The sequence below is a fragment of the bacterium genome (assembly GCA_023230585.1).
In the GTDB taxonomy this organism is placed as follows: domain Bacteria; phylum Ratteibacteria; class UBA8468; order B48-G9; family JAFGKM01; genus JALNXB01.
Map to the genome: position 1 here is coordinate 66,989 of JALNXB010000003.1, position 22,608 is coordinate 89,596.

Genomic DNA, 22,608 nt, shown 5'->3' on the forward strand with positions numbered 1-22,608 from the left:
TAGCTACAGACCAACTTTTATAATAATCTGCTTTTACTCGCAAATCTTTGAGACGATCTAAATTTATTCCGACCTCTCTTTTCTTTATATCACTACTTAAACAAAATTCATTACTAACAAATAAATGGCTATTTATTGAGGGAATAATTTCGCCTTCTTTATCTTTTCCTCTCAAGGGTAGAAAGCAAAAGTGTAAAGGAGAAGGATTTTTTAGTACTTGAATAGGGAATACGGAAGCGTTTTATTTTTCTTAGTTTCTTTATAAACTATTAGTATCTTTTAGTAATAAATAGTAATATAATAGATATCATTCCAGCCCGTTAAACAATGGAGGGAAAATGAAATATATACAGCAACTTGAACCTGAACCACCTCAACCTGAAGAAAAAGATTGGGGATTTATTAAAATTCTAAGTGAACCTCTACATCAACCTTTCAAATGGAAAAGACTCAAAGCAAAGGAGAGAGAAGCCTCTCTTAAATACGGAGTCAAAATCATCAACAAGTTCCCTGATAAAGAAGGATTGCTAGAAACTGCATTTGAAGATTTTAAGAGGTTTTTTGAATGCGGAGAAATATCTGTAGAAGGTACCTTTCCCATTGTTATAAAAAAAGTTAAAACATCTACATTTGAAGAGTATATTATCCTTATTAAAAAAGATAAAATAGAAGTGCAGGCAGGGGATACTGAGGGGATAAGGAGAGGATTGGTATATCTTGAGGACGAACTTTTGCGTTCGGGAGGACCTTTTCTCAAGTATGGTAAAATAAAGCGCACCCCTGTTATAAAAACTCGTATATCAAGATGTTGTTACGGACCTATAAACCGCCCTCCTAAAAATAGGGATGAACTTAATGATGATATAGACTACTACCCAGATGAGTATCTCAACAGACTCGCTCATAATGGAGTAAACGGGTTATGGTTAACGATTACTTTCGCAGATACTGTTCCCTCTAAAATCATACCTGAATATGGCAAAAACTCAGAAAAACGGCTCAAAAAATTAAGGGCTACTGTTGACAAATGTAGGCGTTACGGAATAAAAATTTACCCTTTCTGTATTGAACCAATAGCTTTTGCTATAGGTGACCCTATGATAAAAAAATATCCTGAACTTCAAGGGCACAACAATAATGCTTTTTCTTATTTCTGCACTTCTACTGATAAAGGGAAAGCATATATAAAAGAATCAATATACAACTTATTTAGTAGCGTTCCTAACCTTGGAGGTCTCATAAATATTTCAGTAGGAGAACGACCTACAAACTGTTATGCAGGTACCTCGTTAAATAATAACTGTCCTTTATGTAGTAAAAGGGAGCCGGCAGAGGTTGTTTCCGAAATGCTTTCTATTATGGCAAAAAGTATGCATAAAGCCAACCCTTCAGCCCAACTGATTTCTTGGCATTACAGTCAGTACGTAGGTTGGGGCGAAAAAGCAACAGAAGAAGCTGCTGGTAAAATGCCAAAAAACATTGTTCTTCAATTTAACTTTGAGTCTGCAGGGAGAACAGAACAACTCGGTAAGGTAAGATATGCAGGGGATTACTGGCTTTCTTATGTAGGACCAAGCAATCTATTCAAAAAATGTGCTATAAATGCAGTCAAAGCAGGGACACCTATTTTTGCTAAAATACAGGTAAGTTGTTCGCATGAAGTGGCTACTGTACCTTGGATTTCAGTCCCGAGTTACCTCTACCGTAAATTTAAATCTATGCATAAATTAGGCGTTACCGGGGTAATGGAATGCTGGTTTTTTGGAGCATACCCAGGGCTTATGACAAAAGCAGCAGGAGAACTTTCGTTTGCGCCGTTCCCAAAAAATGAAGATGTTTTTTTAAAAAAACTGGCAGGTTGCTGGTGGCAAGCAGATACTGCAAAAACTGTTGAAGCGTGGGAATTGTTTAGAGACGCTTATTCCAATTACCCAGTAAACGCTATGTTCGGGTATTATGGACCAATGCACGACGGACCTGTATGGCCACTACATCTGAAACCACAAAACAAGCCTCTTGCTCCCACCTATCTAATAAATTACCCGCCAAGCGGAGACAGAATAGGGCAGTCTTTCACTTTTACTCACACCATCCCTGAAATATTGAGTTTATGCAAAAATATGTCTGAAGAGTGGAATAAAGGTGTAAAAATATTAAAAAAAGAGTTGGTTAAAAATCAAGGCAACATTGATATTGAAGAAAAGTTGAGGGTAGATGAAGCTCTCGGAATACAGTTTGAGAGCGGGTACCATATTCTTAGGTTTTATGACCTACGTGAAAAACTTTTTGAGATGGAAGGTCTAAAGCGGTTAAATATTCTCAAACAGATGAAACAGATTGTAGTTGATGAACTTGATAGAAGCAAACAACTTTTAGAACTTACAAAAAAAGACCCTCGTTTGGGTTTTCACGCAGAAGCTGAAGGTTATAAATATTTTCCTGAAAAAATTTTATGGAGGATGAAGTGGCTTGAACAAGTTCTTAAAGAAGATTTTCCTTATGTAGAAAAAGAAATTAAAAAAGGTAACTTGTTGTTCCCTGAATATACGGGTAAAAAACCTCCACCTCCTGTTTATAGATGCAAGGAAATCTCTAAAACAATCAGAGATAAAACTGAATCTATAATTGACAACCTCCTTGAAGAAAACCTGCCTTTCTGGTTCTATTTTGATAAGACAAAAAAAGAGTTTAAACCTGAAACTGGTAAATTTGTGCAGAAATATAAGACTTTCTGGAAGGCTTTTTGCATTGAAGATGCTCTAAATTTTATTGTCAAATGCCAGACACCAAATATAGCAACTCTACAAGTAAAAGGGAAGCAAGAGTTTGAGTATATTGAAACTGTTCAAATACAGATAGAGACCAGACGGCTCTTCCCTCCTTCTAATTTCGTTGTTGATTCTAAAGGAGAGAAAAATTTAAGAAATATTGCTCACGGAAATTACACCCAAAAAGATTCTTTATGGAATGTTACAGTTAAGGTAGAAAACGACTCTTGGACTGCTTTTTTTCGAATACCTTACAAGTGTTTACCTCATACAAGCGATAGGTACAGGTTAAATATCGTTAGAGGTGTATCAAAAAAAGAAGGAGAAAGAGGACTTTTTAAAAGTTATATAAACAAGTGGATAGATTACAAAACACTTCCAAAAAATTTACTTGCTTTTGGCAGAGAAGACCCTGCTTACAATTTCGGTTGGTTGATAAAAGATGAATAGAAGTAAAAAAGGAGTTTTTATGAACAATGTTTATAGAACAAGTATATTGTTGGTTTTTTTATTTATTATTTCTTCTTTTTCTTTTATATACTCAGAAAATATTGTTAAAACAGGGTTAGATGTAATAAAAGAGAACCCTCCAGATATAATTAAGGGCAAAAATATTGGTCTTATAACAAACTATACTGCAGTTGATAATGAGATGAGGAGTGCTTTAGATGTAATATCTAACTTAAAGGATGTAAATATAGTGGCTGCCTATTCTCCAGAACACGGGTTTACTGGGGGCAAAATGGGGCATATAGATAACTCAGAAGACAAAAAAAGAGGTGTTCGAATTTTCAGTCTACACGGTAATACAAAAATCCCAACAAAAGAGATGTTAAAAGGTGTTGACCTTCTGATATTTGATATTCAAGATATAGGGGTACGTTCATACACATATATTTCAACTATGAAAAACTGTATGGTGGCAGCAACCAAAAATAGAATACCCTTTGTTGTTCTTGACAGACCTAATCCGCTCGGAGGAATTGTGGTTGACGGTCCTGTTTTAGATATGTCGTTTGCTTCTTTTATAGGAGCCGGTCCCATAGCTTATGTTCATGGGATGACAATTGGAGAGATCGCTCTTTTTTTTAATACAGAACTTAAGATAAAATGTAACCTAACAGTTGTTCCTATGGTAGGGTGGGAAAGAAGAATGGATTGGCAAGATACAAAACTCAACTGGATACCTACCTCACCTCATATACCAGAAAACGATACCCCTTTATTTTACGCTACAACAGGAATTTTGGGAGAAACTCCTCTTGTAAATATAGGTGTGGGGTATACCCTGCCATTTAAAATAGTAGGTGCGCCTTGGATAGACGCTGAATTAATTACTCAAAAACTTAATGAGAAAAACCTACCGGGAGTATCTTTTCATCCTTTCTACTTTACTCCTTTTTATCATCATTATAATAAAAGTTTTTGTCAAGGGTTCAAGATAATTGTCACCAATAAAGAGGTTTTTATGCCTGTATCTACCGGTTATCATATAATCGAAACTCTTATAAAACTATATCCTGAGGATTTTAAGATAGGACAACTTTCAAACAATATTGTTAAGATGTTTAACCAAGCAAATGGAACAGACAGGGTGTTAAAAATGTTGCTGAATAAAGATTCAGCTGAGATGATAATAAAAAGTTATGAACCGAAACTTACCAGTTTTAAAGAAAAACGGAAAAAGTATCTTTTATATCAATGAGATTACCCTTGCTTCCCATTCCTTTTCCGCCTTCGGCGAGATTGCCACGCCAAAAGCCCTACTGCGCCAAGGTATACCTGCCGAAGCTTGTGTTTTAGCGTAGGTTGGCTTCGGCGGATAAAACTCGCAAGACAAACTACAAAAGCAAAATACCCCCTCATCCTTGATCCTTCTCCCCCAAGAGGAGAAGGCAAAAACTCCTTATTTCTGCAAACCTCGAAGGTTTCCTCAGCTTAAAAACGAGATTCCGGATCAAGTCCGGAATGACAAGCAGGGGGGATCTTTGTCTTTATTTTATTTTCAATCTATTCTATTTTTCTTCTAAATTTATTAGCCATTCTCCGGTAATTTTAAGTATATCCAATTTCATACTTAGGTTCTGCCGACGAACCGCAACCATATCCAGAACATTAAACCCGCATAGATACAACACCTTCTCCAAACTAAAAGTGCATGCAGCAGAACCGCCTCCTCCACCACCAGCAACACAGATACCAATAGTCGGTTTATTGGTTATTCCCTCTTTACCTTTATCGTTCATTGTTGTACGTCTAAGCCGGTCGAGAAAAGACTTTAAACTTTCACTTAGGTCGCTAAAATACACAGGTGTAGCAAAAACAACTATATCAGATTTCTTGATTTTATCAACCAATAAAGCAAAATCATCATCTATTATACATCTTCCCTCTGAACGACAAATACCCCAACCATTATCATTACATTGTCTACATCTTTCAATCTTTTGTTTTGGTAGAAACACTTCTTCTGTTTGGTCTGTTTTAGTTTTTACGCCTTTTAGTAAAGCTTGAACTGCTCTGGCTGTCTGACCTTCTGGATTACGGCTACCAAGAATTGTTAAGACCTTCATATCTCCCCCCTATTGTAGATTAAGTTTTTTGCTGTATATTACAACTATATATAACATATTTTATTACCTCTACATAAAAAGTCAAAATATTACTACACCTCTTATGTAAATTCTTGCTAAGTATGTTCCACTCTTGACAACCACACAATTGTGTGGTATGTTTAATAGTGTTGATACCAAAAATTGTTAAATTATGTCAAAGATGGGTGGCAAATAAAAGCAAAAACAAAGACCAAAAGCCCCCCTCACCTTACACCCTCTCTTCCCTCGGGGGTTCTCGGGACAAGACCCAAGGGTAGAGAAGAGTATGGGAGATTTGCTCCCACAAAAGGAGATATATGAGTTTAACAGAGAAACAACAAAAGATACTTGATTACATTAAAAAACAGATTCAAGAGAACGGCTACCCGCCCACAATACGAGAGATAGGTGAAAAATTCTCTTTATCTTCAACAGGTAGCGTTAGGGACCATTTAAAAGTTCTTAGTGACAAAAAATATATAGAACGTCTTCCTGGAATCTCACGAGGTATTCGGTTACAGGATAAACCTTTACAATCTTCTTCTACTTCTATCCCCGTTGTAGGAAGGATTACTGCTGGCAAACCAGAACTTGCCATAGAAGATATTGAGGGCACAATATGCATAGATAAAAAACTTGTTGATAAAGGTACAACTTTTGCTTTAAAGGTTAAGGGAGATAGTATGATTGACGCAGGTATACAAGAAGGTGACTATGTAATTGTTAAACCTCAAAATGTATGTGAGCAGGGTGAAATTATTATTGCTTTGATTGAAGGTGAAGCCACAGTAAAAAGGTTCAAACGTAAAGGTAACAACCTTTTTTTACAACCAGCCAACCCTTCTTATGAACCAATAAAAATTGATGAAAGGGTCAAAATTATAGGTAAAGTAGTCGGTCTTATAAGGTATTACAACTAAAAGGATAACCATAAAATGATGGAAGAAATTATGGAAGAAATAGAGATAGAGGCACACTTTAGTAGCAACAAAATTAAACCAAAATGGTTCCTATGGAACAATAGAAAATATTATATAGATAAAGTAAACTATATCTGGCACAATAAAGACGGAGAAGAGGTTATCTACTATTTTTCAGTAGTTGTTGGTGCTAATCTTTATGAACTCTCTTTTTATACAAAAAAACTCAAATGGCTCTTAAGCAAGGTTTATATTGAGGGATAAAATGGAACGGACTATTTTGCATATTGATATGGACGCTTACTTTGCTTCGGTTGAAGAGAAAAGCAACCCTTTTTTGAAAGGTAAACCTATAATAGTATCTGGTAACCCAGAAGCAAGGACTACTGTTTCCACAGCAAACTATATAGCAAGAGAGTATGGAATAAAAGCAGGGATGCCTTTAAGAGAAGCGTTAAGATTGTGCCCTAAGGCAGAGGTAGTGGTGGGTAATTCAGTTAAATATTTGAGCACAACTTCCAAACTCCTTAATATACTAAAAGATTTTACTCCTTATCTGGAAAGTTACTCCATAGATGAAGCGTTTTTGGATATAACCGGAACAAAAGAACTTTTTGGTGGTGCAGTGGAAACTGGTGTAAAAATCAAAAGCAGAATAAAAGAAGAGTTGGACTTGACTTGTTCTGTAGGTATAGCGCCCAATAAATTGCTGGCAAAACTTGCAAGTAACACAGTAAAACCTGACGGGCTTACCTGCATAAAAAAAGAAGATGTATCTGGTCTATTAAAAAATCTACCTATAGAAAAATTATGGGGTATTGGAGAAAATTTGACCTTCAAGTTAAACTGTCTTGGCATAAAAACCTGTAAAGAACTGGCTGATTATTCTATGAAAAAACTGGTTTCCAAATTTGGGGTCCAAGGGTATATTTTGCATTGTATGGGTAAAGGAGAATATTCTTCTAAAGTTAAACCTTTTTCTCAAGAAGAAGAATATAAATCTATGGGACATTCTTATACATTGTTCAGAGATACTTCAAATATTCTTATGGTAGAATCTACCCTTTACAGGTTATGTGAGCAGGTTGGAAGAAGGTTAAGGAAAGACAAGTACCAAGGCAGAACAGTAACCTTGATTTTAAGGTTTCACGATTTTAATACATTGGTTAAACAACAAACCTTAAAGAACCACATTAACGATAGTCGTATTATTTACAGAACAGCTACCTCAATTATGAGAACAATAAAAATAGATAAACCTGTGAGATTGATAGGGGTAAGTGTGTCTAACCTAATAAGAAAGCAAAGCCAGATTTCAATCTTTGAAGAAGAAAAAAAGAGAGAAGAACTATTGTTTGCACTTGATAAAATCAACGATAAGTTTGGTGAGTTTACTGTTTCTCCAGGAGCTGTTTTAATGGAAAAAACTCTTAACAAAAAATATTCAATTAACCGCAGGTCTATTTTAAAGGACGATATAAAAAAATAGGCACGTCAGGTTTCTCTTGCTTTATGAAAAATTGTTATATACCTTTACTCAGTACCTAAACTAAAAATATGTAAACATTTTTATTAGGCTGCTATTTCTTTAAAACAGTCTTTTTTTGCCCAATAGAAAATAGGTTATCTTATTTAAATTTTCTTAAAATTGTCCCACAACCTCCAACTACAAAAAAATGGTCGTTACCATAAGAAACACCGTTAAGAGTAACCCTTGTTCCTGACTCTTTTGGTAACCAATTTGTTCCGTCAGAAGATACAATAGTTGTACCGTATTCCCCCGCTATAACAAAAACATTGTTTCCGTAGGATATGGTCCGAAAAACCCTTTCTGTTCCTGATTCTTGTGGTAGCCAAACGATTCCGTTTTCGGAAGTTAATATTGTGCCTGCCCTGCCTACTGCAACAAATTTGCCATTACCATAAGCAATTCCAAATAGGGTTACTTTAATTCCTTCTTTTTGTTCTACCCAATTTATTCCGTCGGAAGAGACCACAGTTGTACCAGCAGAGGCAGCAATAAAAACATTATTGCCGTAACAAATACTAAAAATCCATCTTGAAATTTCTGATTTTCTTCTTGTCCAATTTACTCCATCAGGAGAAGTGAAAATTGTGCCAAGTTCCCCTGCTGCAACAAATATGTTATTTCCATACGTAATACAGGTAAACAGATCATTTGTATTTAAGTTCTGCTTTGCCCAAGTTGTTCCATCTACAGAGGTAAGTACTGTACCTAACTCCCCTACCGCAACAAACATATTGCTACCATAAACAACACCGTTAAGAGATTTTTGTGTCCCTGAATATATCTCTTTCCAGCCATTCTCTGTGGAGGATAGTATTGTACCGTATTTTCCAACTGCTATAAATCTGTTTTTACCATAGGCAATACCATTAAGCCCGTTTCTACTTCCAGAATGTCGTTCTGTCCATTTTCTGCCTGTAGCAGAGCTTAAAATTATACCTCCCTCCCCTATTGCAATAAACATTCCATTACCATAAGCAATTCCACAAAGTTTGTCCGTTGTATTTGAATGGTGTTTTGTCCATCTTGTTCCATTATAAGAATTCAAGATTACACCATTCCCACCAACTGCAGCAAATACGTTCTTTCCACGAACAATTCCACTAAGCCAAACATTTGTCTTTGAATTCTGCTCTCTCCAAATTATCCCATCGGTTGATACTAAAATTGTTCCAGCAAAACCTGTAATAATAAAAACATTGTTTCCATAATCTATACCATCAAGAGGTTTTGTTGTCTTTGAATCTGCTTGTCTCCAGTTTATACCGTTAAGAGAAGTAAGTATTGTACCAGTCTCTCCTACTGCTATAAACATACCATTTCCGTATGTAATACCGCTTAGCCATTTTGTTGTATTTGAACCTATTTCTCTCCAACTTACCCCATCAGGAGAGGTAAGTATTGTTCCTGCCCTACCTACTGCAACAAAGATTCCGTTACCATATACAACACCACTTAGCCATTTTGTTGTCTTCGAGTCTGTTTGTCTCCAGTTTATTCCATTAGGAGAAGTAAGTATTGTACCGTTAGTTCCAACTACAACAAATATATTATTTCCCCACGAAATATCATTAAGTTGGTTTGAGGTAGGCAATGGGTTTTCAAAATGGTAGTTTGTAGAATTTGTAGAAAAAGCTAAAGAAACATAAGAACCAATAAAAAAGAAGAGCAATATCTTTACAACCAAATAGGTTCTTCTTTTATTTCTCATTTTAGTTTGTCTCCCTTTTTATTTACCGATATAAATTTCATCAAGCCAGTATTCATCACCTTCTAGCACGCCAGTACCTCTACCACCTTCTCTCCCACCGCTAAAACTTAAACTTTGGAGAGTGTTCACTTCAGGGTATTCTTTTTGGATAAGACGCACATCAAGTTCTATCTCATGCCATTCTCCGTCTGCTATCAATTCTTTCTCAAATTCCTCACGAACAGAAACCAAAGGCCTTGCTTTTTTTCTATCAGGCACCTTTGGTGCAACCCTTGCCAGAAACAGACTTCTACTATAAGTATCTAACCCTTTTTTCAAATGTTCTTCCTTTCTTTGCCCTGAACTAAATCCAGATGCAACTATTGAAATAACAGTTCCTGGCTTAATTTTATATTTAATACGTACTGTTGGATATTTGTTTATATCCCACTCTCGTGGTGCAATATTTGCGCTTAACATAGAACCGTCACGCGGTGCAAAAATATGCATAATACCTTTACCCGTTTCTTTGTCCAATAGATGCTCATATTTTGTTGGCATAGGGCGATAAAATCTCCAATATATCCACCAATCTTTATCGTCTGTATCAAAAGTGGTCTTTATCAGAATGTCTTCATCCTTTGGAGGAGATTTAACATCAATATATCCCACACCTACACAACTGTTTCCCGTAGAGTCGGTTACTCTAAGGCGAACACCGTAATCTTTCTCCTCAGAAAACTTGTGGGTGAGGGTCGCACTTGTCGATTGTGTGCTGTCTCCCAATATCCACCTGTATTGGAAAGGAGGAACCATCCCATTTATAACGGTTTTAAACTCAACAGGTTCCCCTGGCTTAACAACGCCTTTATTTGGTATTATCTGAACACTTGCTCTGGGGTTCTTTCCATATTCAAAGGCACCTATATCAAGACGCTTTCCAACCCAAGCCAAACTAACAGGTTCGCCTTTTTTCCACTGGGTAGATTTATCCAGATGAAGCACTTTCTTTTCATAGTCCACCATTATAACACGAGCCTGGTTTTTGAAATTACCCACAGCTATAAGGTCTCCCCTTTCGCCTTCTATACCATATCCATCATAAAAATAATATGGGTCTTCAACAGGTAAAAGATTCCCTTTCCCTGCAGAACTTGTGTTTGTCAATGAAGCGCCTGCATCAATTAAAGGACTTTTAGAACTTAACGTATAATTAAAATTTTCTATTGACGCAAACATTGGCAATTTTTCTATATTATCTTTAAAAACCTCTCCGTGCTCTTCAACCCATTCGTCTTTTCTGGCTTCTGGTAAACTCATAACCTCAGCATCCTGCGGATGACCTGTTCGCCCCCACAAAATTGCCGTGTTAGGGTTAACGCCTGAAAAAACATTATTTATTACTTGCACCTTTTCGGAAGTTCCTCCGGTTAAATGTAAATGGGTTTGACTACCATACGGATTGTTTTCATAAAAGACATTATTTTTAAAAATTAGGTCAGATATTTTCTCGCTTATACTGCCAACCCCAATCCAGCCAAGGTTACTATGAAAAACATTATTATAGATACGGGTGTTACGAGTGTAATGCCATTCTCTATGGGGAAACATAGCTATTACATTTCCGCCGTAATTTTTGAACACTCTGTTGAATCGAAAAATGTTTTTATCTCCCAGAAGTTTCATTTCACCGTCTCCAGACCTTCCTCCTGTAAATGCATTGGTGAAAATATTGTCTTCTATCAGCACCTGAGGGTGTCCAAAATTTTCAAAATTCCTACACCAGCCGGCATGAAAAACATTCCCCCTTACAACTATTCTATTATTTCCTTTCGGACCTTCAGGTAAATGGATTGCCAATAGAGTATGAAGACCACGCGAAAAAGCGTTACCTTCAATTAACACCTGAGTAGAAGAATGTAGATGACAAAGGTCTCCACCTCTTTCACCTCCAACAAAATCGTTATCAAGCAACTTTATCTGATTGCTTTCATTAATTCTAAACGAGCCCGAGTATCCACCACCCGTAAATTCGCAGTTTTCAAAAGTTATATTATTAGATTTTCTTATGTCTGTCCAACCAGGAACAGCAGATTCAACACGCATATCTTTAATCTGAATAAAAGATGCTCCTGTTATTGTTATGGTTTTACCTCCAGGAGATTTAACCAATCTTGCCTGCCTTGGAACAGTAGAACAAAAAATGATAGGAGCTTCCGGAGTGCCACTGTTTACAAGTTGAAGTTTTCCTGCATAGTCCCCTGGTAGAAAAAAGATAGTATCTCCAGCTTTCCCCATTTTTCCCGCATATTCTGGTGTTTTCCAGGGCGATTCTTTAGTACCCTTGTTTTTATCGTCCCCTTGCGGAGAAACAAAATATTCGTTTGAAAAACAGGCAATAGTGTTATTCAAAAATAAGAAACCTACCAGTAATAAACAAGCATATAATTTTTTAAACATAACAACTCCTTTTGTTTGTATTTTATACTGTATATATTCAGTCAACCTGGTTCATTCAACTCAATTTACAATATACGTTTTCTTATTTTATTTACACTATAGTTTTATTAGGGAAGTATTAAGATAGAAGTTATCTTAACTTAACACATTGCAGAAAAAAAGAAAGACTCAGCACTCTTCTATTTTAATTACCATGTCAGTTGGTCAAACGTTCTATCTCCTTTTTTTATCCACCAGAAACCCCTCAAAGAATGCCTTGCTGTTGCCGCATTAAACCTTGACGGACTTGCAGATTCCACGTGCCCATCAAGAAAAAGAAGGTTCATAAATCCTTGGTGCCTAAAATCTGCTGTCCCTGTAGCACTTGGTCCTACATCCTTTGTTCCAAAACCAATAGACATCCACTGATGAAGATACTCTTTTCCACCTGCATCCGCATCTGCATGTCCTCTACCAGCAACAGTTATGGAATCACCCATTATCCAAAAATCCTCTGGATGGTCAATACCAACTATATGGAGCCACCCACCATTTGAAGAGTACCTTATATTTGAAATATCTTCGTGTCTTCTCCCGTAAATAGTATTAGGTTTGGAAGGGTCTGGCGTATATGGAAGAGCAGAAGGACAACATATTATTTCTGGGGATATATATGAATCCAGTTTTCCGTAAGTACCATAATGTGAATATGATGGCCAAGCTGTTTGTATCCGTAAATTTACCAATCCTTCCCAGTCTTCCGCATATAACTTTAAACCTAACCCTATCTGTTTCAAGTTATTTATACAAACTGCAGATTTAGCCCGTGCCCTTGCTTTTGAAAGTGCAGGTAAAAGCATTGCAGCAAGTATTGCAATAATTGCTATTACTACAAGCAATTCTATTAGTGTAAAACCTGTTTTTTTATGTTTTTGCATTTATTTCCACACCTCCTTAGCCAATTTTATTCTTATGCTAATATTTTTTTCATATCTGATTAATATGAGTAATCTGTTGTGTTAAGATTTAGGTCCCTCAAAGTATACGGTCTTTGAGAAGGAACACCGCAATTAGGAAATTTCTCTTTAGGCAATATCCCTACAATGTAATTACCTATTTTTGCAGGTCTTCTTGCAGCGACCCATTGAGCATTCCCTCCAACATATAGCACATTCACTCCGTCTTCACCGTGGTTAAATTTTTTCCAGCAAGCCCACGTATAACTTTCTATATTACTACCCCATTCAAAATAATAATCGGCAGTATTGGAATATCCTTTCTTACTATCAGCCATAATAGCAGTTTCTGGATGAGTTTGGAGGTTCAATCCGTAGGCGTACGCATAAGAACACGTACCACTTGGCATTACTCCTGCAACAACAGCACCATGTGGAATCAATTCCCCTGTTGGAGAAGGCTTATCTAAAGTACTTGGGCAGGTGAAAAGTTTGTAATTTGTCACATACGCAGAAGTATCACGAATATCATTTGAAGGGTCAGTTTCTCCGGTTAGCAATGCAAGAGACCTATTTGTTTGAGATCGTATGTCTTGCCCTTCTCTGGGTTCAAGAATAGGGAACCATCCATCCCAATCTTGTGCATATATATGAAGTATCAACCCAAGTTGTTTAAGATTGTTCAAACAAGTAGCTCTATTGGCGTTTTCTCTTGCTTTTGAAAGTGCGGGTAAGAGCATTGCAGCAAGTATTGCAATAATTGCTATTACTACAAGTAGTTCTATTAAAGTAAAACCGTTATTCTTTTTCATTCTTCTCACCTCCTTTCTCCCATTTATCCCGAGTACCCCCGAGGGGCTTATCCCGACAGTTTTTCTGAGGAGTTTTTTTAGGGTGGGATTAGGTTTTATATTCTTCCCTATTCTACTCCTCCCTACTTGATTTTGTCAAGTATTTTCAAGTTCTTAATATAAGATGGTTTTATATGAAGAGTAAAAGGTAATGATGATAAAAAAATTATAGGTAAGATGCGAAATATCTTAACACTTATAAAATTACTCTTCTACTGGTTCCCCGCACGAGTTCAATAGCCATCTTGGTCGCTTAATAAATGGACCATTATTGAAAACTTGTTCTATCTCATTGCTTTTTTCAAGGTAATTAAAGCAACTGCGCATACATCCACGCGAACCACCTATACCTAAACCTCTCTGCCCCCAATGGCTGATATAATAATGGCCTTCTATAATATATCCAGAAGGATGTTCTTCTGTTTTACGCCATTGCCCAGTAGACATAGGCCAGCAGAATTTATATGCGGTTTCTTCAGAAACATCTTGTTTCATCACATCAAAACAATATCCAGGCATGGCCTCTGATATGAACGGCGATAATCTTGGGTCTCCGCCATGATACATCAGGGTACATTTACCCATATCAACATCTGCCCAGCGATAGATTTTGTCTTCAATTTTTATCTCAATAAATTTATTCTCTTTAATATGAGGAATAGCGCCAGTACAGCCCTTTACACATGCCATATCCAGTTTACATATAGAATTTGGCTCAACAAGAGGGTCTGGCTCAAGTTCAAGATCTGTTAGTATTGCTGCAAGCCTTTGTCTGGGTCCAAATTTTTTCGTAAGAAACACCTTTGACCACCCTATTTCTCCCACTCCGGCAGCAACCCCTGCAATCCTTATAGCAAGATTAACATCAGGAACAATGCCCCCTTTTCTTAATGGTTTTGCATCAGGTGGAGGGTTCGTAAACGCCAAACCAGAATACGCAGGAACACCTTCATAACCAAAATTTTCTATAAAACAACAGGTCTCATAAAGAGGCATTTGTAGAAAGAAGGTATTAAGAAGCCCTGAATAATCAAAATAAGAATAATTAGGCCAGTAAGTACCTTCCTCTATCCCTCTCCATCCTCCTCTTACAATCCTTCTGCCAACGACTATCACCGACTTTACTTCAGGAAAAATGCTCGCTGGATGCATCCGAGCAGGAGCACCTTCAAATCTTTCAATGTTTGCAACCCCAAAAAGGTCAAGCCCTCTTGATAAGGCATATTCTTTTATTTCCTTTTTTGTTGGTTTTCTTTTCATTTGTTTCTCTCCATATTATAAATGGTTCTACCAAATTCAACGCTTTTTGCTTGTCTTACGAGGAGCGACTTAGCTCAATGTTTCTGTGGGAACTTGTCCCGAGTACCCCCGAGGGATAAAACTTGTAAGGCAAACTACAAAAAAACGAGATTCCGGATCAAGTCTGGAATGACATATAAGGGGGTAACCCTCGTCTTTATCCTATACACTATTGTTTATTACCCTTCCTTTTCCGCCTTCGGCGAGATTGCCACGCTAAGAGGCGCTCGCAAAGACGGAATGGGGGTAACGTATAAAAACGAAAGCGTAAAGCAAAAGCCCCACCACAGACGTTAAATTTTAAACAGGTTAGTGTCAGGAAGTACTACCCAAGGTTTTCTCTGTCTAAAATCCAACTCAAACTTGTTTTTTATTCTGTTGTTTCTCTCAAGATAATCAGAATAACTTCTTATACATACCGCTGCCAATCTATCAGGTTTACCGGCGGGGTGAGAAGGGTTTGCCATTGCTCCATTTTTACAGGATGAACAAATATTGTAGTCAATTTCTGCTACAAGCATCTTCTTACCAGCAATAGTAATTTCTTTTTCCCCTATAAATGCTCCAAGCGGACAGAAGTTTTTAAATTCGCTCTCACGCGGGCAAATATCTTCAACAACTATAGGGTCAGGTTCAATCTCAGCATCAGTAAGAATCATCTGTATACGTTGACGAGGTCCAAATTCTGGTGTAACAAGAACCCCACAGTACCCTATCTCTCCGACTCCTGCCCTAACTGCTGCATCTTCAAAATCAAGAAGAACATTCGGCTTTAATCCCCCTTGTTTAACTGAAACACCCATTGTTGGAACTTCAGGCGGAATATTAGGTAGAGGCACGGCTTCCCATCCATTATCCTCAAGAAACTCTGATACTGAGAACGTCGTTACGGCAGTAAACCTATTTTCAAGCCAATCTGCGCCGAAAAACAGGTAGTTAGTAAAATTGGTACCTTCTTCAACACCCCTCAAAGTCCCTCTTGTAATACGTCTACCGATAATTATTATAGATTTTGTTTCAGGGAAAATTGAAGAAGGATGTTTTTCGGCAGGCAATTCTTTGAATCTTTCAATATTTGCTATACCTACAATATCTGCTCCTACCTTTCTTGCGTATTCTTTTAGTCTGTTTTTGTCCATTTTTGCTCCATTAACAAAGTTTAAATTGTTTTTTTATAGTAACAGAAAGAATTTGAGAAGATATTAATAAATAATATCTCACTTGATAAAAATACTGTAGTTTACAGTTTATTTTTAGGTTAAACCTATTAAAACTTGATAGTTTTACTATTATATCACTATATATCGATTTATCAAAATGCGTAACTCCTTATACAAATGGGTTTTATGGAAGGGCAAAGGAGAGGTGAAATCAGAAAAAGGAAAGAAGAAAAACGAGATTCCGGATCAAGTCCGGAATGACATATAAGGGGGCAAAGGCAGAGAAAACAGTATAAATAATTACGGCAGTTGCTTTGGATGAAGCAGAGGGTCGAATTTAAAATCTTTTGTTCCAGTTTCAAATTCCGCAACTACCTTATTGAGAAGTTTCTTGTCTGTAAAAAGATCGATAGCTGTGCCAGCAAGAACCTTAGCTGCTTTTAACATACCTTTATGGGCAAAAGGTAATTTTGTTTGCATAGTATATTCTCTGTTATGAGCAGTAGTTCCTTTGCAAACACAAGCAACCGAACACCCTCCCAAAGGAGCCAACCAAGAAACAGTTTGTTCATCGCTTGACGCTCGCCCTTGAGTACCTTGAAGGTTGGTAGATATTGTTTTTGAAAACTCTCCTTCTTTCCCAAGAAGTTTGACCCTTTCAATATCAGAGCGACTTACAGTTGGAGGTCCAAAAAGAAGAAAGTTGTCAAGAACTATTTGTGCCATAGATTGATTTTTTAGACGGTTATATATAGCAGAAATTTTTGAAACTTTCATTTTTGTTTCAGTAGATATAGATGCCCCTTTAGCGCATAGTGTAACCCGGCGGGTAATATCATCTACCTGTTCACGATTTTTGCTTCTTACATAGTACCAAATTTTTGCGTATTCAGGTACAACGTTTGGAGCATTACCACCTTCAGATATAACAGAATGTATGCGAACATCCTCTGGAATATGTTCTCTTAAATAGTTTACAGATATATCCATAAGAATTGCGGCATCGAGAGCACTTCTGCCTTTGTGTGGTGACCCAGCAGCATGAGATGCTTTACCAAAAAACTCAAATACTAAAGAATCTACAGCAGACCCTCCTGCTGTTCTAATGCTGTTGCTCGCTGAAGGATGCCAACACAAACAAGCGTCCATACCTCTAAAACCTCCATCTCGTGCCATATAAGCCTTCCCAGCAGAGGTTTCTTCCGCAGGACAACCCCAGTACACAACCTTACCTTTTAAATTTAACTTTTCAAGAATTCTGCTAACAGTTACCACTCCAACTGCAGGTGCAACACCAAGAAGGTTATGTCCACAGCCGTGTCCATAGGTTCCAGGGTTTTCACCGCAGTTTGGTAATGCATCGTATTCACCCAACATACCGACAACTGGTTTCCCATCGCCTTTTTCTGCTTTAAAAGCAGTAGGCAAAACCTTGAAAGGCCAAGTGATTTTAAATCCGTTTGATTCTAAATATTGAGCAATAAGTTTTGAAGATTCTTTTTCCATTAAAGGAGGTTCTGCAAGTTTCCATATCTCATCGGCAAGTTTTACAGCAACATCTTCTTCTGTTTTCACAATCTTTTTTATCAGATTCTTCTTTTTTTCTGTTTTAATGCCCAATATAGCCTCCATTAACTTTAGAAATCTCTCTTTAAAAAATCTTATTTCATATAAGCTTTTGCAACCTTATTGAAAACCTCTATATATTTTTTTAGATGCTCAACTTCATAAATAGGATGAGTAAAAAGAGATATAGTCCTATCAAAGAGCCATTTTGCTGTCTTACATTCTAATGTTGGGTCATACAAATTGCGTGCTTTCATATAATCAATATATGCCTTCTCTTTATACAACTCAGGCCATAAAGCTCCGTAGACAGGTACCCCTTCTGCTTCCATTGCTTTTTTAAACTGTTTGATATCAACCTTTAACTTATCTACATCAAGAACAATAGGTGCCCACCAGAAAGAGTTCTGTCTATCTTGGGTATCAAGCGGTGTATGTAAAACAAGTGGATGAGTTTTGAGAGTTTCAGTTAAAAATCTGCCATACTTTTTTCTTAAAGGTAAGTTCCAATCATCCATCCTCTCAAGTTCGCATAGACCTAACACCGACTGTATCTCTGTCATTCTATAGTTGAACCCTATCTTATCGTGAGTATAGAGAAACTCCTGTTCAAATTTAATCATATCCAGTCCTTCATCTGTATTAAAACCGTAGTCTCTCAGAGAAAAACATTTCAGGTATATATCTTTGTTATCAGTAATAACAGCGCCACCCTCCCCACCAGTTATTAGGTGTTTGGTATGACACAGGTTAAAACAACCAACATCACCAATAGTGCCTGTTTTTTTACCTTTATACTGACCTCCAAAACATTCGGTACAATCCTCCATAACGAAAAGATTGTTTTTTTGTGCAATATCCAAAATAGGCCCCATATCAGACACAACACCGTACATATGAGAAACTATAATCGCTTTTGTCTTTTTAGTAACCTTTTTTTCTACCTCTTTCGGGTCAATTGTATGAGAAAAATCAACATCTACAAGGATTGGTATTGCCCCTATATTTAAAATTGCAAATAGAGGAGGGAAATACATATAAGATGGACATATAATCTCGTCCCCCTCGCCTAACCCTGCAGCCAAAAGAGCTAAATGAAACGCACCATACTCGTTTACTGTTGTTACACAGTATTTTGAATTATGCCATTCTGCAAGTTTTTTTTCAAACTGGTTACCGTAAGTGCCACCCCAATAATTAAGTTTTCTTGTTTTTAGAGGTTCAAGCACCATATTGAAAGATTTTTCAGAAAAAGCAGGCCATCCAGGAAACGGTTTATTGTTAACTGGAGTTCCGCCTTCTATTGCTAATTTTTCCATAATATCTCCTTACTTTACAAACTTTTCATAATCAAGTTAATTCCTTCTTCAACCATCCCTAACATCTCGTCAACTTCGTCTTTGGTAATAATGATTGAAGGCGCTATAACTAAAATATCTGCATTGTTTCTTAAAATCATCCCTTTTTCCCAACAAAAATCTCTTATTCTGTTTCCAACTTGGAGTTTTGGTTCAAAAGGTATTTTGTTATCTCTATCTTTTAACAGTTCAACAGCCCACAATGTGCCCATACCTCTAAAATTTCCTACAATAGGATATTTTTCGTATAAATTTTCAAGCTTACTTTTTATATAATCGCCTATCTGGCTGGCGTACTCTATAAGGTTGTCTCTTTCAATTATTTCGAGAGTCTTAAGGGCGGCTATACAAGAAGCTGTATGCCCACCAAAAGTTGAACCTGAACGAAACTCGCTTCCAGATTTTCTGAAAACATCATAAATTTCAGGTTTAGTCATAGTTATTCCCAACGGTAGATAAGCTGCAGTAATTGCTTTACCAATAGTAAGCATATCAGGAACAACGTTCCAATGTTCGCAAGCAAACCATTTTCCTGTTTTAGCTATACCTGTTTGGATTTCATCAAAAATTAGCAGTATATTATTTTTAGTACAGATTTCTCTTACCCTTTCAAGATATCCGTCTGGAGGTACAGGATACCCAGTATTCGAGCCAGGTATTGGGTCCATAATAACAGCAGCTATAGAGTCTGAACCTTCCCAATCTATAAGTTTTTCCAGAGTTTTAACACATAAGAGGTTACAATTTCCTGGTTCAAGCTCAAACTCGCAACGGGTACAATTGGCTGAAGGCGCAAAAAGGTAGCCAGGCATTAAAGGTTCAAATGGGGTTCTGAAATAAGGTAAGCCAGTTGCAGAAACTGCTCCCAAAGTAGTGCCATGGTAAGAGAAACGTCTTGCTATAACTTTATATTTACTTTTTTGTCCTTTCTCCCAAAAATATTGTCTTGCCAATTTTATAGCAGTCTCGTTTGCTTCAGAACCACTATTGAGAAAGAAAGATACCTCAAGGTCTCCAGGCGCAATTTCGGACAATTTCTTTGCCAAATCTATTAAAGGTACGGTGAAAGTGTCACCAATATTAGGAAAAAATTCAAGTTCTTTTAGTTGAGAGAATACCGATTCTGCAATTTCTTTGTTTCCGTGTCCAAGTATGGAGGTTACAAGAGAAGAAAAAGTATCAAAATATTTTTTCCCTTCAATATCGTATAGATAGATTCCTTCGCCTTTTACAAAAACCTTTGGCTCTTTTACTAAAGAATCGTAAGTAGCCCAGTGCGGTATGATATATTTTATCGCATCTTTTTTAATTCTATTTACTTCCATTTCTCCTCCTATACAGTAAAATTTTCATATTGGTATGCTTATTTATACAAATTTAGTATATTATAAAAGAGTGATTTCTCCAAAATTCTTTGTGAACTACTATTTTTTCAATAACATAGAGTCTTATTTAGGTTTCTTAACTTATATAGGTATGAAATTCTCTAATATAAAGTTAGGTAAAAAGATAAAGGTCTCAGATTTCTACGTCACAAATAATCCTTCAAAAACCTATGGGACAAGAACGTTAAAAAATCAGTAGAACAAGATATTCATCTCAACTATTTTTAACCTTTTTTTGCCTTATGAAAATATTTACACAAAATATAAAAAAACTTCCTTATTGCTAAACCTACTTTCTTGGGTGCCCAAAAGAAGATGGTCTGCTACCCTTAAGGGTTTTGAAATAGATGTTCATTTCATCCATAAAAGAAGATGCCTGTTTTCCAAAAGCAAGATAAAAGGCTTTGTCCTGTGGCATTCCAGTATCTATCAGACGATAAAAAGATATAACTTTCCCAAAATTTCTCTTTTCTATCAGGTTGTAAACCATTAAGAGAGACATATTGTATATTGGGATGTTGCTATTCAGCCGTAGATTCTGAAAATCCATATAATTTGACAACTGGTGCGTATTAGGTAGAGAAGGAGCATTGCGAACATTTCTTTCGACCAGACTAATCTGTGTACCTATACTGTCCAATTTAGCTTCTTCAAGGGCTACCAGACGGAAATATTCAGCAGAACCTTCTTCTATCCAGAAGTAAGCAGGTTTAATCCTTGAAAATTTATCGAGAATCTGATGAAACGACTCGTGTGCAAAAACATCATGCAAATCTCTAATACCGGTAACATGATTGTAGTTCCCACCCCGTATAATAATAGTTTTTTGATTAGAAAGACTAACGCCCAAGGAACTTCCAATATCCTTTGCGACTACATCTTCACTAACTTTAGATATAGAAGCTATAGATTTGATAAAACTCTGTGTATTGGCTGTTACTATGACCGTTATTGGTTCATCGAGAGTCAATTTATATTTTATAAAAAGTTCTGTCAAGATGTTTACAACTCTTTGAGTGTTCTCGCGAATCGCTTTAGTAACTCCCGGAGTGTAGGTCAACTTTAAATATGAGCTGTCTGTATACTGTTTTTTAGCTTCAATAAACTCATCGTCTTTCCACATCCCTTTAGAAACCGCACCGTCCCCCCATATCATTACGCCTTGACCTTCACGAATGCCATTGTTCAACTCACCTTTATAAATAATTCCACTGGGCCATTTCATCACCCCCCACCCCGAAGGCTGCCCCTTATGCCAATCTCCATAATAATCAATACCGTTGGCTCCCTTGTGAAACCCGTGCCCTTCTTTTAATCCACCTTTATACGTGCCCTCATAATACTCGCCATTTGACCATTTGATTTTAACGTTTCCATCAAGTTTGCCTTCTTTCATACTTGCGTTAGCTTCGCATTGCTTTTCTTTTCCATCTTTGCCTCTAACAACAAGCATAAGAGCACCCTGCCCCTCAGCTTTACCGTTCACAACAGGACCGTTCCAATTTACCGATACGGGAGTGTAAACATCTGAAACCCAAGCTATTTTACATCCTGTTTTGAGGTCAAAAATCCATTGCTCCTCAGCTACAATAGCTGAATTTATTCCTAAAAAAAATATATTTACCAATATTAGATGAAAAATACTAAAAATTCTTTTCATATATATATTTTACCTTTTATATTCAAAATCGTCCCCATAAAAATTATTTGTGAATATTCAGTAAACCACGTCTCGCTTAGTCGAGAACTTATCTGCATAAATCTTTTGTGCATACGAAAACTTGTTTGCACTATATACAAGTTTTGGATTTACTCACAATGTTTAGTAAATCTCAGCGAATCCTCCCACCTTTTATCTTTATATTTTGCCTTTATCGTTACGTATTCCTTTTTTCCTCGCCTGCTAACAGCCCCCCTCATCCCTGACCCTTCTCCCACAAGGGTAGAAGGCAAAAGCTTCTCATTTCTGCAAACTCGTAGGACAGACTATCTGCTCTGAACGGTGTTTACTGATGACTCACAATTATTTAAAAAAATATCAGAGACTATCATATATCTCAACACCTTATTTCCCTGCATTTAGGGAGTATATAA

At 36.8% G+C, this 22,608-nt stretch carries 16 protein-coding genes and 1 pseudogene; 5 read left to right on the forward strand and 12 right to left on the reverse strand.

Annotated features, from left to right (window positions below):
* Nucleotides 1-338: 338 nt before the first annotated feature.
* Together M0P98_01475 and M0P98_01480 are read left to right on the forward strand one after the other, a co-directional pair.
* Nucleotides 339-3,218, forward strand: a complete 2,880-nt coding sequence (locus tag M0P98_01475) for a hypothetical protein (protein ID MCK9265547.1) — start codon at nucleotides 339-341, stop codon at nucleotides 3,216-3,218.
* Nucleotides 3,219-3,237: 19 nt separating this feature from the next.
* Nucleotides 3,238-4,473 carry a DUF1343 domain-containing protein gene (locus M0P98_01480; protein MCK9265548.1) on the forward strand — a complete coding sequence of 412 codons (1,236 nt, stop codon included), beginning with the start codon at nucleotides 3,238-3,240 and terminating at the stop codon, nucleotides 4,471-4,473.
* A gap of 310 nt (nucleotides 4,474-4,783) precedes the next feature.
* Here M0P98_01480 and M0P98_01485 read toward each other — a convergent pair whose 3' ends face one another.
* On the reverse strand, nucleotides 4,784-5,341 hold the full coding sequence (locus tag M0P98_01485) for a flavodoxin family protein (protein ID MCK9265549.1): 558 nt from the start codon (nucleotides 5,339-5,341) through the stop codon (nucleotides 4,784-4,786).
* Between the two features lie 338 nt (nucleotides 5,342-5,679).
* On the opposite strand from M0P98_01485, the gene lexA reads away from it, so the two are divergent.
* From lexA to dinB, 3 genes are read left to right on the forward strand one after another with little or no spacing between them, the layout of a single operon-like run.
* Complete coding sequence (lexA, locus tag M0P98_01490; protein ID MCK9265550.1) at nucleotides 5,680-6,282, forward strand: transcriptional repressor LexA; 603 nt, start codon at nucleotides 5,680-5,682, stop codon at nucleotides 6,280-6,282.
* A gap of 15 nt (nucleotides 6,283-6,297) precedes the next feature.
* Complete coding sequence (locus M0P98_01495) at nucleotides 6,298-6,546, forward strand: hypothetical protein (protein ID MCK9265551.1); 249 nt, start codon at nucleotides 6,298-6,300, stop codon at nucleotides 6,544-6,546.
* A gap of 1 nt (nucleotide 6,547) precedes the next feature.
* Nucleotides 6,548-7,771, forward strand: a complete 1,224-nt coding sequence (dinB, locus tag M0P98_01500) for a DNA polymerase IV (protein ID MCK9265552.1) — start codon at nucleotides 6,548-6,550, stop codon at nucleotides 7,769-7,771.
* A gap of 139 nt (nucleotides 7,772-7,910) precedes the next feature.
* Here the strand turns inward: dinB and M0P98_01505 are convergent, their stop codons facing one another.
* From M0P98_01505 to M0P98_01555, 11 genes and pseudogenes are all read right to left on the reverse strand, one after another.
* Complete coding sequence (locus M0P98_01505; protein MCK9265553.1) at nucleotides 7,911-9,521, reverse strand: hypothetical protein; 1,611 nt, start codon at nucleotides 9,519-9,521, stop codon at nucleotides 7,911-7,913.
* Nucleotides 9,522-9,539: 18 nt separating this feature from the next.
* Complete coding sequence (locus tag M0P98_01510) at nucleotides 9,540-11,960, reverse strand: right-handed parallel beta-helix repeat-containing protein (protein ID MCK9265554.1); 2,421 nt, start codon at nucleotides 11,958-11,960, stop codon at nucleotides 9,540-9,542.
* Between the two features lie 188 nt (nucleotides 11,961-12,148).
* Nucleotides 12,149-12,877, reverse strand: coding sequence for a prepilin-type N-terminal cleavage/methylation domain-containing protein (locus M0P98_01515; GenBank protein MCK9265555.1), 729 nt, complete (start codon nucleotides 12,875-12,877; stop codon nucleotides 12,149-12,151).
* Between the two features lie 59 nt (nucleotides 12,878-12,936).
* Nucleotides 12,937-13,647, reverse strand: coding sequence for a DUF1559 domain-containing protein (locus M0P98_01520; protein ID MCK9265556.1), 711 nt, complete (start codon nucleotides 13,645-13,647; stop codon nucleotides 12,937-12,939).
* Nucleotides 13,621-13,707: pseudogene (locus M0P98_01525) on the reverse strand (prepilin-type N-terminal cleavage/methylation domain-containing protein). The gene M0P98_01520 and the pseudogene M0P98_01525 overlap by 27 nt, the downstream one beginning before the upstream one ends.
* 243 nt (nucleotides 13,708-13,950) lie before the next feature.
* Nucleotides 13,951-15,006 (reverse strand): hypothetical protein, encoded by a 1,056-nt coding sequence (locus M0P98_01530; GenBank protein ID MCK9265557.1) that lies wholly within the window; start codon nucleotides 15,004-15,006, stop codon nucleotides 13,951-13,953.
* A gap of 332 nt (nucleotides 15,007-15,338) precedes the next feature.
* Nucleotides 15,339-16,184, reverse strand: a complete 846-nt coding sequence (locus M0P98_01535) for a hypothetical protein (GenBank protein ID MCK9265558.1) — start codon at nucleotides 16,182-16,184, stop codon at nucleotides 15,339-15,341.
* Between the two features lie 321 nt (nucleotides 16,185-16,505).
* Nucleotides 16,506-17,837 carry an amidohydrolase gene (locus tag M0P98_01540; protein ID MCK9265559.1) on the reverse strand — a complete coding sequence of 444 codons (1,332 nt, stop codon included), beginning with the start codon at nucleotides 17,835-17,837 and terminating at the stop codon, nucleotides 16,506-16,508.
* Nucleotides 17,838-17,866: 29 nt separating this feature from the next.
* The gene (locus M0P98_01545) at nucleotides 17,867-19,090 is read right to left on the reverse strand and encodes a DegT/DnrJ/EryC1/StrS family aminotransferase (GenBank protein MCK9265560.1); all 1,224 of its coding nucleotides are present in this window, start codon (nucleotides 19,088-19,090) and stop codon (nucleotides 17,867-17,869) included.
* Nucleotides 19,091-19,104: 14 nt separating this feature from the next.
* Entirely contained in the window at nucleotides 19,105-20,454 is a 1,350-nt protein-coding gene (locus M0P98_01550; GenBank protein MCK9265561.1) for an aspartate aminotransferase family protein, read from the reverse strand.
* 349 nt (nucleotides 20,455-20,803) lie between these two features.
* Nucleotides 20,804-22,174, reverse strand: coding sequence for a hypothetical protein (locus M0P98_01555; protein MCK9265562.1), 1,371 nt, complete (start codon nucleotides 22,172-22,174; stop codon nucleotides 20,804-20,806).
* Between the last annotated feature and the right edge of the window lie 434 nt (nucleotides 22,175-22,608).

Bases quoted from the DNA above. Each gene is read 5' to 3' on its own strand.
- M0P98_01530 (MCK9265557.1), bottom strand. From the start codon at position 15,006: ATGAAAAGAAAACCAACAAAAAAGGAAATAAAAGAATATGCCTTATCA.
- M0P98_01555 (MCK9265562.1), bottom strand. From the start codon at position 22,174: ATGAAAAGAATTTTTAGTATTTTTCATCTAATATTGGTAAATATATTT.
- M0P98_01505 (MCK9265553.1), bottom strand. From the start codon at position 9,521: ATGAGAAATAAAAGAAGAACCTATTTGGTTGTAAAGATATTGCTCTTC.
- M0P98_01475 (MCK9265547.1), top strand. From the start codon at position 339: ATGAAATATATACAGCAACTTGAACCTGAACCACCTCAACCTGAAGAA.
- M0P98_01485 (MCK9265549.1), bottom strand. From the start codon at position 5,341: ATGAAGGTCTTAACAATTCTTGGTAGCCGTAATCCAGAAGGTCAGACA.
- lexA (MCK9265550.1), top strand. From the start codon at position 5,680: ATGAGTTTAACAGAGAAACAACAAAAGATACTTGATTACATTAAAAAA.
- M0P98_01495 (MCK9265551.1), top strand. From the start codon at position 6,298: ATGATGGAAGAAATTATGGAAGAAATAGAGATAGAGGCACACTTTAGT.
- M0P98_01510 (MCK9265554.1), bottom strand. From the start codon at position 11,960: ATGTTTAAAAAATTATATGCTTGTTTATTACTGGTAGGTTTCTTATTT.
- M0P98_01535 (MCK9265558.1), bottom strand. From the start codon at position 16,184: ATGGACAAAAACAGACTAAAAGAATACGCAAGAAAGGTAGGAGCAGAT.
- dinB (MCK9265552.1), top strand. From the start codon at position 6,548: ATGGAACGGACTATTTTGCATATTGATATGGACGCTTACTTTGCTTCG.
- M0P98_01550 (MCK9265561.1), bottom strand. From the start codon at position 20,454: ATGGAAGTAAATAGAATTAAAAAAGATGCGATAAAATATATCATACCG.
- M0P98_01480 (MCK9265548.1), top strand. From the start codon at position 3,238: ATGAACAATGTTTATAGAACAAGTATATTGTTGGTTTTTTTATTTATT.
- M0P98_01515 (MCK9265555.1), bottom strand. From the start codon at position 12,877: ATGCAAAAACATAAAAAAACAGGTTTTACACTAATAGAATTGCTTGTA.
- M0P98_01540 (MCK9265559.1), bottom strand. From the start codon at position 17,837: ATGGAGGCTATATTGGGCATTAAAACAGAAAAAAAGAAGAATCTGATA.
- M0P98_01545 (MCK9265560.1), bottom strand. From the start codon at position 19,090: ATGGAAAAATTAGCAATAGAAGGCGGAACTCCAGTTAACAATAAACCG.